At 68.4% G+C, this 12428-nt stretch carries 11 protein-coding genes; 4 read left to right on the forward strand and 7 right to left on the reverse strand.

Annotation, left to right across the window (positions count from 1 at the left end; all coding sequences use genetic code 11):
* Nucleotides 1-41 precede the first annotated feature (41 nt).
* Nucleotides 42-503, reverse strand: a complete 462-nt coding sequence (gene dut / locus EDF50_RS02620; RefSeq protein ID WP_123517889.1) for a dUTP diphosphatase — start codon at nt 501-503, stop codon at nt 42-44.
* A gap of 39 nt (nt 504-542) precedes the next feature.
* On the opposite strand from dut, the gene EDF50_RS02625 reads away from it, so the two are divergent.
* Nucleotides 543-998, forward strand: coding sequence for a DUF3093 domain-containing protein (locus EDF50_RS02625; protein WP_123518405.1), 456 nt, complete (start codon nt 543-545; stop codon nt 996-998).
* Here EDF50_RS02625 and EDF50_RS02630 read toward each other — a convergent pair.
* Complete coding sequence (locus EDF50_RS02630; protein ID WP_043592858.1) at nt 973-1266, reverse strand: DUF4193 domain-containing protein; 294 nt, start codon at nt 1264-1266, stop codon at nt 973-975. The two genes, EDF50_RS02625 and EDF50_RS02630, sit on opposite strands and share 26 nt — an antisense overlap.
* Before the next feature lie 198 nt (nt 1267-1464).
* Between EDF50_RS02630 and sepH the strand changes: the two genes are divergently transcribed.
* Nucleotides 1465-2619: a septation protein SepH gene (gene sepH / locus EDF50_RS02635; protein ID WP_123517891.1), complete on the forward strand. Its 1155-nt coding sequence runs from the start codon at nt 1465-1467 to the stop codon at nt 2617-2619.
* A gap of 47 nt (nt 2620-2666) precedes the next feature.
* Here the strand turns inward: sepH and EDF50_RS02640 are convergent, their stop codons facing one another.
* Nucleotides 2667-3797, reverse strand: coding sequence for an alkaline phosphatase family protein (locus EDF50_RS02640; protein ID WP_123517893.1), 1131 nt, complete (start codon nt 3795-3797; stop codon nt 2667-2669).
* A gap of 61 nt (nt 3798-3858) precedes the next feature.
* Between EDF50_RS02640 and EDF50_RS02645 the strand changes: the two genes are divergently transcribed.
* On the forward strand, nt 3859-6372 hold the full coding sequence (locus EDF50_RS02645; protein ID WP_123517895.1) for a DNA topoisomerase (ATP-hydrolyzing) subunit A: 2514 nt from the start codon (nt 3859-3861) through the stop codon (nt 6370-6372).
* Between the two features lie 78 nt (nt 6373-6450).
* Here EDF50_RS02645 and EDF50_RS02650 read toward each other — a convergent pair whose 3' ends face one another.
* Nucleotides 6451-8565: a type IIA DNA topoisomerase subunit B gene (locus EDF50_RS02650; protein WP_123517897.1), complete on the reverse strand. Its 2115-nt coding sequence runs from the start codon at nt 8563-8565 to the stop codon at nt 6451-6453.
* Between the two features lie 223 nt (nt 8566-8788).
* On the opposite strand from EDF50_RS02650, the gene EDF50_RS02655 reads away from it, so the two are divergent.
* Nucleotides 8789-9016 (forward strand): hypothetical protein, encoded by a 228-nt coding sequence (locus EDF50_RS02655; protein ID WP_043592677.1) that lies wholly within the window; start codon nt 8789-8791, stop codon nt 9014-9016.
* A 101-nt stretch (nt 9017-9117) separates the two neighbouring features.
* On the opposite strand, the gene EDF50_RS02660 is transcribed toward EDF50_RS02655, so the two are convergent.
* Genes EDF50_RS02660 through EDF50_RS02670 form a run of 3 tightly spaced genes read right to left on the reverse strand, consistent with a single transcriptional unit; the run spans nt 9118 to nt 12393 of the window.
* A complete protein-coding gene (locus EDF50_RS02660; protein WP_123517898.1) occupies nt 9118-9870 on the reverse strand; it encodes a cobyric acid synthase in 753 nt (250 codons plus the stop codon).
* Complete coding sequence (locus EDF50_RS02665) at nt 9867-11126, reverse strand: MurT ligase domain-containing protein (RefSeq protein ID WP_123517900.1); 1260 nt, start codon at nt 11124-11126, stop codon at nt 9867-9869. The genes EDF50_RS02660 and EDF50_RS02665 overlap by 4 nt, the downstream gene beginning before the upstream one ends.
* Nucleotides 11127-11130: 4 nt before the next feature.
* Nucleotides 11131-12393: an RNA polymerase sigma factor gene (locus EDF50_RS02670; RefSeq protein ID WP_123518406.1), complete on the reverse strand. Its 1263-nt coding sequence runs from the start codon at nt 12391-12393 to the stop codon at nt 11131-11133.
* Between the last annotated feature and the right edge of the window lie 35 nt (nt 12394-12428).

Here is a 12428-nt window from a genome sequence, read left to right on the forward strand (position 1 = left end):
CTCGACCTCGGCCAGTTCTTGCTCGCGGCGTTTGGACTTCCTCACGCGGTGCCTCCTGGGTTGTGTGCGTATCCGGTGGACCCGTGCCCGCCGACCCCACGGACGCTCTCGGGGAGCGTCGTCACGGGGACGAAGGTCGCGCGGACGACCGGCATGATGACGAGTTGGGCGATCTTGTCGCCGACGGCGACGTGGTGCTCGGTCTCGAGGTCGGTGTTCAGCAGCGAGACCTTGATCTCGCCGCGGTAGCCCGCGTCGACGGTTCCCGGCGCGTTCACGACGGTGATGCCGTGTTTCGCGGCCAGGCCGCTTCGCGGCATGACGAAGGCGGCGAAACCGTCGGGCAGGGCGATGGCGACACCCGTGCCCACGAGGGCACGGTGCCCCGGCCGCAACACCAGGTCGTCGGTCGAGAGCAGGTCGGCGCCGGCGTCGCCCGGGTGGGAGTAGACGGGCACCGAGGCCGTCTCGGCGGCGATGAGGACGTCGAGGGTCTGGGTCACGTGTCGAGGGTAGTGCAGAAGTCTGGTCGAATGGACGTCATGAACCCCTACCGTGAGCGCCTGCTCCCGCCGCTCTCCGTATTCGTGGCCTGCGCGTTGCTCGTCCCCGCGACGCTTCTGGTCTTCCTGCCGATCAACTCGACGGTGGGCGTGATCATGGCCGTCGTGTTCTACGCGGCGGCCGTCGTCCTGCTCGTCCTGACGTCGCCCGTGCTGACGATCGACGACGAGGGCTTCACCGCCGGCAGGGCGCGTCTGTACCCTCACGAGATAGGTGGAGCCGAGGGGTTCACCGGTGCCGAGGCGACACGAGAAAGAGGGCCCAGACTCGACGCGCGAGCTTGGACCCTCTTCAGAGGCTGGGTGCGGCCGGTGGTCAAGATCTCGTTGACGGACCTCGACGACCCCGCGCCCTATTGGTTGGTGTCGACCCGTCGTCCCGACGAGGTCGTCCGGCGGCTCGACGCGCTCAGGCTGCGCACTCCCGGCAGATAGCACCCAGCTTGGTCTCGTGATCGAGCTGCGACCGGTGCTTCACCAAGAAGCACTCCACACAGGTGAACTCGTCGACCTGCGGGGGGAGGACGACGACGTCGAGGTCGAGGTCCGAGAGGTCCTGCCCGGCGAGCTCGAACGAGCCCGGGTTGTCGGCGTCGTCGTCGACGACGCCGGTCATCTTGTCGGGGACCCTCTCTTTGAGCCCCTCGATCGACTCCGAGCCGTCGTCGTCGTTCTTGCGAGGTGCGTCGTAGTCGGTGGCCATGCCCATCCAGTTCTTCGGTCGTTCGTGTGCCCGATTCGGCGGGTGCAGTTTGCATCACTCGTTGTCGAATAGCAAACCCGTTCCCACGGCCTTTCAGCCGCCTCGGAAGAACTGACGGCACGCCCGTCGTATTCCCGAGATAACGGGGGTCGACGTGCGACTCTTGGCACCGGATCACGACGGTGAAAGGCGTGGAAAATGCAGGATCTCAGGGTCATCGGCGTCCAGAGCGGAGCTCTGCTCGTCTCCACCGACGCCGGTGGCGAGTACCGCCTTCCCGTCACGCACACTCTCCACTCACAGCTCCGGGCGGCCAGCCCCGGTGACGCGCCGGTCGAACGCAAGGCACCGCCTCGTGAGATCCAGGCCCTCGTCCGGGCGGGCAAGACCTCGAAGCAGGTGGCCGAGCTGACCGGTGCCGATCTCGACTACGTGCACCGGTTCGAGGGTCCGGTGCTCGCCGAACGCGCCTTCGTCCTCGAGAGCGCCCGCGCCGTCACCGTGTCGGTGGCCGACGACGCGGCTCCAGGGGTCCAGGCGACGACCTTCGGCGCCATCATCGACGAACGACTCGATGGCGCCGAGACCTCGCAGCGCGAATGGACCGCCTACAAGGACGCCGAGCACGGCTGGGTGGTCCACCTGGCCTTCGTCACGCACGAGGTCGAACGCAACGCGACGTGGCGGTTCGACCCGAAGAAGTCCGTCCTGGCTCCCCTGGGCGGGGACGCCCACCGACTCTCCCAGCACGGTGAGGAAGTCGGTCCGCTCGTCCCGCGCCTCCGGGCCGTGGTCCGCGAGCCACGTCAGGAGGACACCTCGGGTAGGTTCGACAGCGGCGCCTTCCTGGTGGATGAGGTCGAGGAGGTCGAGCTCCCCGCCGAGACCGCGACCGACCGGTTGCGTCCCGGTGCCCGGGGCACCGCCTCCTTCGCCGCCGCGAACCGCGCACCCGACGACGCCGACGGGCACGACCAGACCGCGGACCTCCTCGAGGCGCTGCGGCGCCGTCGTGGAGAACGCGAGGCGGCCCGTTTCTCGGACGACGACGGGCGGCCCGACCATCCGGTCACCGGAACGATCCGTGTGATCGACGTGCCGCTGGACGACTTCGACCTACCCGAAGGGGCCACCGAATCCACTCCGGTCCTACCCGACCGGTCGACCCGTGGCGGCTCGGCCACGGACGCCGTTCCGGTTCAGCCCACGGGCATCCGCGGCAGCCGCGGACGGGCCGGCCGACGCGAGATGCCCAGCGCGGCCCAGACGACCAAGAAGGCCCGCGGCCGCACGTCGATGCCCAGTTGGGACGAGATCGTGTTCGGCGCGCGTTCGGACGACGATCCCGCCTGATCCGCGGTTCGGACCACGACCTCGACTGCCGCCCCGGCAGGCGACGGTCACCGGCGGTAGGCGCCGAACGTCCGGAGGGGCACCATCGTCTCGTCGTCGGACCACGATCCGTGGTGGCCCGTCATCGTGCCGGGTTCACCACCGCGGTCTCGTCCGTCGTAGTAGGCGACTCCCCGTCGAGCTGCGACGATCACGTCGCCGATGCGGGGAAGCACCACGGGGTCGACGGCCCCGAACCATCCGGCGTCGATCGCCTCGGCTCGCGTCAGCACCCACGCCCGGTCGCCTTCGGTCGACCGCCAGGCGTCGAGCAGCGCGCTCCGTCTGGTCTCGTCCGCATCGGGCTCGACGTGCAGCTGCAGGCACCGCGGTTCTCCTGCCACGTGCCTCACCCCGTCGACCAGGGCCGCGATACCCCCGAACACGATCCTTCGACGCTCGGCCACGTCGATGATCCCGTGGTCGGCCGTGACGATCACCCCGACGTCCGGTGCGACGGCGGACTCGAGCTTGCGCACCTCGGCGTCGACGCCCTCGAGGGCGTCGATCCATTCGTCGGACTCCCACCCGGCCCGGTGGGCGATCATGTCGAGTTCGGGGACGTACAGATAGACCAAGGAGGCGCCGGTCGAGTCGACGAGTCTCGCCGCGGTCGCGAACCGGTCCCCCACGCTCTCGGCCACGTCGTAGACGGCACCGCGCAGGATGGCCTCCGTGAGACCGGACGACCGGTAGCGCTTGGGGCCCACGGCGTGGGACCACACGTCGGGCGCCGTCTCGAACAACGTGGGACGACGCTGCCATTCGTCGGGCCGCATGTGCTCGTCCCAGCCCGAGAGCTGCTTGACGACCCGATCGTTCTCGGCATCGTAGGCGGAGTACCCGACGAGACCGTGCTCGCCCGGGAGCGCGCCGGTCGTCAACGTGGTGAGCGCCGCCGCGGTGGTCGTCGGCCACCCGGACCACAGGCTGCCCTTGACCCCCGACAACGTCCGGGCGTGACCGCGACGGGCACCGAGGGCCGCTTGGCCGAGGCCGTCCACCAGGACCACGACGGCAGCACGGGCGGGCGGCAGGTGGAGCGCGTTCGCCTCGCCCCGCAGGGACGCGAGACAGGAGGGCACCACGTCGGCCAGGCTCACGGCCCCTCGGGGGCGCGCCGGTACGATGGAGGACACCGGCCCCAGTCTGGCACAGCGACGATCGCGTGCCCCGTCCGTCCCGATCCGTGAGAAGTGCATGACCACCACCGAGAACACGAGCAGCCCCGACCACGGCGAACGCATCGAAGACATCGACGTCTCCCTCGAGATGCAGGGGTCCTTCCTCGAATACGCCTACTCGGTCATCTACTCGCGGGCCCTGCCCGACGCTCGCGACGGCCTCAAGCCGGTCCAGCGCCGCATCCTCTACCAGATGTCCGAGATGGGCCTGCGGCCCGACCGGGGCCACGTGAAGAGCGCGCGGGTCGTCGGCGAGGTCATGGGCAAGTTGCACCCCCACGGCGACACCGCGATCTACGACGCCATGGTGCGTCAGGCCCAACCGTTCACCATGCGCGTGCCGCTCATCGACGGGCACGGCAACTTCGGCTCGCTCGACGACGGGCCGGCCGCGCCCCGCTACACCGAGGCTCGCCTCGCCGAGGCGTCGCTGGCGATGACCCAGGGACTCGGCGAGGACGTCGTCGACTTCGTCCCCAACTACGACAACCAGTTGATGCAGCCCGAGGTCCTCCCCGCGGCCTTCCCGAACCTGCTGGTGAACGGCGCGAGCGGCATCGCGGTGGGCATGGCGACGAACATGGCGCCGCACAACCTCGTCGAGGTCGTCGGCGCCGCCCGCCACCTGATCGACCATCCCGACGCGAGCCTCGACGACCTCATGGCGTTCGTGCCCGGACCCGACCTGCCCACCGGCGGCACGATCGCCGGACTCGCCGGCGTGCGCGACGCCTACGCCACGGGTCGAGGCAGCTTCAAGACCCGGGCCCGTGTCAGCGTGGAGAGCATCACGGCACGGAAGAACGGCCTCGTGGTCACCGAGCTGCCCTACCTCGTGGGGCCCGAGAAGGTGATCGAGAAGATCAAGGACGGAGTGCAGGCGAAGAAGCTGACCGGCATCACGGACGTCACCGACCTGACGGACCACAAGCACGGCCTCCGTCTCGTCATCGGCATCAAGACCGGGTTCAGCCCTGAGGCGGTGCTCGAACAGCTGTACCGGTACACGCCACTCGAGGATGGCTTCAGCATCAACAACGTCGCCCTGGTCGAGGGCCAACCACGGACGCTCGGGCTGAAGGAGATGCTCGAGGTCTACGTCGCGCACCGACTCTCCGTCGTCACGCGTCGCAGCCGCTACCGACTCGCGAAGAGAGAGGACCGCCTCCACCTCGTCGAGGGCCTGCTCGTCGCCATCGTCGACATCGACGAGGTCATCCAGGTCATCCGGACGAGCGACGACACGGCCGCCGCCCGCGCCCGCCTGCGCGAGGTGTTCGACCTCAGTGAGATCCAAGCCGAGTACATCCTCGACCTGCAATTGCGGCGGCTGACCAAGTTCAGTCGTATCGAGCTCGAGGCCGAACGGGACGAGCTACTCGCGGCCATCGCCGACCTGAAGGATCTGCTGGCCGACCCCGTCCGCCTCCGTGCCCTCGTCTCGAGCGAGCTGGGTGACATCGCCGAACAGTTCGGCACACCGCGGCGGACGCTGCTGACCGAGGCCAAAGCGAGCGTCGCGACGACGGGCCGCGGCAACAAGTCCGTTCCCACCCTCGAGATCGCCGACACCCCGACCCGAGTGTTCCTCTCCACGACGGGCCGCGTCCTGCGGGTGGATCACCTCGACCCCGACTCGGCTGTTCCCACTCCCCCGGCCCGGCGCACGAAGCACGACGCCGTCCTCTCGTCGATCGACACGACCACGCGCACCGAGATCGGTGCCGTGACGAACCACGGTCGCCTCGTGCGACTCACCCCGGTCGACCTCCCCTCGGTGCCCCCCACCTCCGTACAGCTGGGTGCCGGCGTACCCATCCGGGACTACCTGGGCCTGGTCGACAAGAAAGAGCGCGTGTTGGGACTCGTCTCCCTGACCGCCGATCGCACCATCGCCCTCGGCACGGCCCGCGGGGTCGTCAAGCGGGTCGCGACGGGACAGTACCCCGCACGACCCGATTTCCCGGTGATCACGCTCAAGAAGGGCGATGAGGTGGTCGGTGTCGCCCAAGGGGCCGACGACGACGAGTTGGTCTTCGTCAGCTCGGGCGCGCAGCTCCTCAGGTTCCCGGCCTCGTCGGTCCGTCCGCAGGGGCCCGTCGGCGGCGGGGTCGCCGGCATCAACCTTCCCGGCGACGCCGCCGTCCTCTTCTTCGGAGCCGTGCCCGCGGGCCGCGAGGCCGTCGTGGCCACCGTGTCGTCGAGCAGCTCCACCATCGCGGGTACCGACCCCGGACGCGCGAAGCTGAGCGCGTTCGACGAGTACCCGGGCAAGGGCCGCGCGACCGGCGGGGTGCGGTCGCACTCTTTGTTGAAAGGCGAGGACGGCTTGTCGCTGGCCTGGGTCGGGCCGGTTCCGGCCCAGGCGGTCGGTCCCGACGGATCCGTTCGCACCTTGCCGATCGACCTCGCTCGTCGTGACGGCTCGGGCGCGCCCCTCGACGCCCTCATCGGGTCCATCGGGGCGTCCGTGGCGCACATCACGGACTCCGCGACAGGTCTCGAGGCCGGTGCGGACCCCATCGTGTGATCGTCTCGGCCATCGACGACGGCGCCCCACCCTGGGACCAGGGTGGGGCGCCGTCGTCGAGCTCGAAGCGGTGCGTGCTCAGACGTCGATACGGTCCCGGCTGAGGCCGGCACCCTCGATGATGAATTCCTTCCGTGGAGCGACGTCGTTGCCCATCAGCAGTTCGAACACGCGGGTCGCGTTCTCGGCGTCGTCGACCTTGACCCGCCTCAACATGCGGTTCTGACGTTCCATCGTCGTGGTGCGGAGTTGCTCCGCGTCCATCTCGCCAAGACCCTTGTAGCGCTGGATGGGGTCCTGGAACTTCTTGTTGGTGCGCTTGAGTCCCGCCAGGACACCGTGCAACTCTTTCTCGGAATACGTGTAGATGGTCTCGTTGGGCTTGCTCCCGGGGTGCATCACGACCACGCGGTGCAGCGGTGGAACCGCGGCGAAGACGCGACCCGCCTCGATCATCGGTCGCATGTACCGGAAGAACAGGGTGAGCAGGAGCGTCCGGATGTGGGCACCGTCCACGTCGGCGTCGCTCATGATGATGACCTTGCCGTAACGGGCGGCCTCGAGATCGAAGGACCGACCCGACCCGGCCCCCAACACCTGGATGATGGAGGCGCACTCGAGATTCGACAGCATGTCACTGACCGAGGCCTTCTGGACGTTGAGGATCTTGCCGCGGATCGGCAGGAGCGCCTGGAACTCGCTGTTGCGGGCGACCTTGGCCGTCCCGAGCGCGGAGTCGCCCTCGACGATGAACAGTTCGCTGTTCGCCACGTCGTTCGACCGGCAGTCGACGAGCTTGGCGGGAAGGGTCGAGTTCTCGAGGGCGTTCTTTCGACGCTGCGTCTCTTTGTGCGCCCTCGCGGCGATGCGGGTCTTCATCTCGGCCACGACCTTGTCGAGCACGAGGGCGGTCTGGGCCTTGTCCTCTCGTCGGGACGAGGAGAACAGCTTGGCGAACTCGGTGGCCACGACGTTGGCCACGATCGCGCGCACGGCGGGCGTGCCCAGGATCTCTTTCGTCTGCCCCTCGAACTGCGGCTCGGGCAGGCGGACGGTCAGCACGGCGGTGAGACCGGCGAGGACATCGTCCTTCTCGATCTTGTCGTTGCCGACCTTGAGTCGGCGGGCGTTGGCCTCGACCTGCTGGCGCACGAACTTCAGCAGGCCGGTCTCGAAGCCCGCCTGGTGGGAGCCACCCTTGGGAGTGGCGATGATGTTCACATAGCTGCGGAACACGGTCTCGTACCCCCCGCCCCAGCGCAGAGCGATGTCGACCTCGCACTCGCGCTCGAGTTCGGTGGCGATCATGGCGCCGCCGTCGGTGAGGACCGGCACCGTCTCGGTGTAGCTGCCTGACCCGGTGAGGCGCCACGTGTCGGTGACCGCGGTGTCGGGGGCGAGGAACTCGACGTACTCGCTGATGCCCCCGTCGAACCGGAAGGTGCTCTCGAGCGGGAAGCCGCCGTCGGTCAAGGAGCCGGAGCGCTCGTCTCGCAGCGTCAACGTGAGCCCCGGGATGAGGAACGCCGTCTGCCGAGCCCTGGCCGACAGCTCGTCGTTCTGGAACGAGGCCCCCCTGGTGAAGATCTGCCGATCGGCCCAGTACCGCACTCGGGTGCCGGTGACACCCCGTTTGGTCTTTCCCACCTCGCGGAGCACACTGCCGGAGACGAACGGGGTGAAGGGCGAATCGGGGGTGGGCTCGCCGTCGTCGTCGAAGGTGCCGGGCTCCCCGCGACGGAACGACATGGCGTAGGTCTTGCCGCCCCGGTCGACCTCGACATCGAGTCGCTCGGACAACGCGTTGACGACGGAGGCACCGACGCCGTGGAGGCCGCCCGACGACGTGTAGGAGCCGCCACCGAACTTGCCACCCGCGTGGAGCTTCGTGAAGACCACCTCGACGCCGCTGAGTCCCGTCTTGGGTTCGATGTCGACGGGAACACCGCGCCCGCTGTCTCGCACCTCGACGCTGTCGTCGGCATGCAGCACGACGTCGATCGTGTCGCCGTGCCCGCCGAGGGCCTCGTCCACCGAATTGTCGATGATCTCCCAGAGGCAGTGCATGAGACCACGGGAGTCGGTCGATCCGATGTACATGCCGGGACGTTTGCGAACGGCCTCGAGGCCCTCGAGCACCGAGAGGTGTCGGGCCGAGTAGTCGGAAGCCGGTGCGGACGAGGTGGGGGGCATGGTTCTCCAGGAAAGCCCGCAGTCGTCATACGACGACGGGAATGCGGGGAGGCGGTCGCCGGGTTACAGACTATCGAGGGCCGCCGACACGGCGGCTTCGACACTCGAAGGTCCGATCTTCGCTACGCGATGAGCGAAATCAGGGACCGATGTCACGCAATGCCGACCTCGGCGTGTTTTGATGAGTGTTCACCCACCGCACCACCGTCAGGAGGAGCATCACATGACTCAGATGGCCACCGACCAGACCGCCGTCGACGAGCTCGGCTCCCGCTATCAGTTGAGCGCCGCGGACCGCTGCGACAGCTGCGGAGCCCAGGCGTACATCCGCGCGACCATGGCCACCGGCGAACTCCTCTTCTGCGCCCACCACGGCGCGAAGTTCAAGGAGAAGCTGCAGCCAACCGCCATCGAATGGCTCGACGAGAGCTCCAAGCTCCTCGCCCACTGAGGCACCGGGTCGCCCCGGACCACAGCCCAGGGCGACGACACGACGAAGGCCCCGCATCCGATCGATGCGGGGCCTTCGTCGTGTGACCGGCTTCGAAGTCGTCACATGGCCTTGAACGAACGCTCGAGGTTGTCGGCTATCACCTTCTGTGAGGCGGCCGCGTACTCGTCGAGCTTCACATGCCCTTCGCCCGGCGAGTACGAGATCATCCGCCGGCTCAGCGCGACCCGGAGCACCCGGTCGGTCAGAGCGGGATTGAGCGGCAGGACCGGACCCTTGAGTTGTGTGCCGAACGAGACCCCGCGCCGTACTCCCTCTCGGCCGTCGCCGTTACCGCCTCCGTAGACCACGGCCCCGAACGGTTCGGCACCCGCGCCGAGTTCGAGGTGTGCGGCATGGTCCTCGAAGCCGAACAGGGTGATCTCGTCACCCTGGTAATCGGTCGTCACCTGCAGGTAGTTCGTCCGGCGAGGAGCTCCGCGGCGGACGAGGGCGTCGAAGAAACCGACTCCCTCGACGGACTCGCCGTCGACGTCCTCGACACCGCGGCTCAGGAGCTCGAGGCCGCCTCCCACCGCCACGACCGGGACACCCGAGGCGGCGAACGACTCGAGAGCCGGCGCGAGGCGACGAGCGTCTGCGGCGACGGCCCGGACGCCGGACAGGGGACCGTGCCCCACCACGACCACGTCCGCGACGGTCGGCGTCTCATCACCTACGCGGTATTCGAGGACGGTGCTCTCGACCCCGGCCCGGTGCGCACGGACGGCCAGCGACGTCACGTTGCCCCGATCGCCGCTCACGCCGAGCTCTTCCGGGTAGAGATGAACGATTCGGAGGACGTCGTCGCTCACGCGGTCTTCTCCAGGTCGGGGTGGCCGAGGATGCGGCGGGCCAGCATCATCTGCTCGTAGTTCGTCACGAAATGCTTCGTGTTGTCGCTCGGGGACGGGAGCGCCCGCATGAGGCGAATCGCTTTCGAGATGTCCTCTTCGATCACGTGAACGGGGATGCCCTCGTGCTCGAGTCGCAAGGCCAACTGCCAGGCCTTCGCGCCCGCCAGGACGTCGACGTGGTCCAGGTGCGAGAAGTCGATGTCGTAGATCCACGAGATGTCGGGCGTGCCCTCGTCGATGGCCAACATGACCTGCTCGACGCCCTGCGGGAGCGCATCGAGGTTCAGCTGGAGGCTCGCCGCGTTCTTGAACATGATGAACTCGGCTTCGTCGGCACCCAGGGACATGCGCTCTCCGCGACCGTAGGCCGGCTTCATGCTCTCGAAAGCTCGACGCACGGCCGCAGGATCGACCGGGTGCCCCAGGACCACAGAGGCTGTCTGGAGCGCTGCCGCGGCGTCGACCGCGTAGTGCAGACCGCGCGCCGGAAGCCGGACGTCGATCGGCGTGCCCGAGACCGTGATGGTGGCACCCGTGCCCGTGAGGGCGGTCACCTCGGTCTCGGCGGTCAACGAGGCGTCGGCCTCACGGCTGAAGTCGTGAGCGTTCTGAAGACCGTTGGGTGACGCCGAGACGACCTCGGGCGAGGCGCCGAAGCGGCTCACGGTCTGGCGGCCGACGGCTTGGTACGGGCCGAGGTGCTGGTCGTCGCGGTTCGTCACGACCGCGACAGTGGCCTCGGCAGCCGTGTCGGTCATCATCGTGCCGACCCGCTCGGTCTCGAAGAACCGGTACAGCTGGTCGACCTGCACGTTCAGCATGAGGACGGTCGAGGGGTGCAGGGACTTCGTCAACTCGACGGCGAACGCCTCGTCGACCTCGATCACCCCGATGTCGTCGCGGACGCGGCCGAATGGAGTCACCTCGCGGAGGAAGGCCGACGCGATGCCCTGGGGCAGATTGGCGCCCGTCGGGTTCGTGAACACCTTGAGTCCGTGGGCGCGAAGCGTCTCGGTGAGCATCATCGTGGTCGTCGACTTGCCGTTCGACCCCAGCACGAACACGACACCGCGCTCGAACTGGGACGAGACGTGCGTGAGGAAATCGGGAGCGAGCTTCAGGACTGTCTGCCCCGGGTACGCGGACCCACCACCCCGGAGCCGGGCGACCGCCCGGACGAGGCGGCCGGCCAGCACGGGGACCAGGTAGCGCACGGGCTTACTCGAGGTAGTCGCGGAGCGACTGCGATCGCGACGGGTGGCGGAGCTTGGCCATCGTCTTGGACTCGATCTGGCGGATGCGCTCGCGCGTCACGCCGAACGTGTCGCCGATCTGGTCGAGGGTCTTCGGCATGCCGTCACCGAGCCCGAAGCGCATGCGGATGACGCCGGCCTCGCGCTCGGAGAGGCTGTCGAGCAGCGACTCGAGCTGCTTCTGCAGCATCGTGAAGCCGACGGCGTCGGCCGGCACGACCGCCTCGGTGTCCTCGATGAGGTCACCGAACTCGCTGTCACCGTCTTCACCCAGGGGCGTGTGCAGCGAGATGGGCTCGCGACCGTACTTCTGGACCTCGACGACCTTCTCGGGCGTCATGTCGAGTTCACGCGAGAGCTCTTCGGGCGTGGGCTCGCGACCGAGGTCCTGCAGCATCTGGCGCTGGACGCGGGCGAGCTTGTTGATGACCTCGACCATGTGCACCGGGATGCGGATGGTCCGGGCCTGGTCGGCCATGGCACGCGTGATGGCCTGACGGATCCACCACGTGGCGTAGGTCGAGAATTTGAAGCCCTTGGTGTAGTCGAATTTCTCGACGGCCCTGATCAGCCCCAGGTTGCCCTCTTGGATCAGGTCGAGGAACTGCATGCCACGGCCGGTGTAACGCTTGGCGAGGCTGACGACGAGTCGGAGGTTGGCACCGAGCAGGTGGCTCTTGGCCCGTTGACCGTCGCGGGACACCCAGCGCAGCTCGCGCTCGAGTTCACGGCTCAGACCGGTGCTGTTGGCGAGCTTGTCGTCGGCGAAGAGACCCGCTTCGATGCGCATGGCGAGCTCGACCTCTTCGGCCGCGTTCAGCAGGGCGACCTTGCCGATCTGCTTCAGGTAGTCCTTGACCGGGTCGGCCGTCGCCCCCGTGATGGTCGTCGAGTAGACGGGCATCTCGTCGTCGTCGTCCTGCGAGATGACGAGCGCGCCCGTCGGGAGGACCTCGGGGGCGGCCTTCGTGCCCTCGCCGTCGGCGTCGTCGGCGGCGGCGGCCGGGTCGACGGCGGCCTCGCTGTCGACCTCGTCGTCAGCCGGTTCGGCCGCGGCGGCCTTCTTGGCGGCTGCCGTCTTGGCCGGAGCCTTGGTCGTCGCCTTCTTGGCGGGAGCTCTCTTGGCCGGTGCCTTCTTGGCGGCGGGGGCCGTGGTCTCGGCCTCGACGGCCGTGTCGTCGGTCACGGCCTCGTCAGGGGCCGTGGTCGCTTTGCTGCGTGTAGCCATGCGAACACCTTTCAGTTCTCGGTACGTTCCGGACC

The organism is Frigoribacterium sp. PhB24, assembly GCF_003755185.1.
Classification (GTDB): Bacteria; Actinomycetota; Actinomycetes; order Actinomycetales; family Microbacteriaceae; genus Frigoribacterium.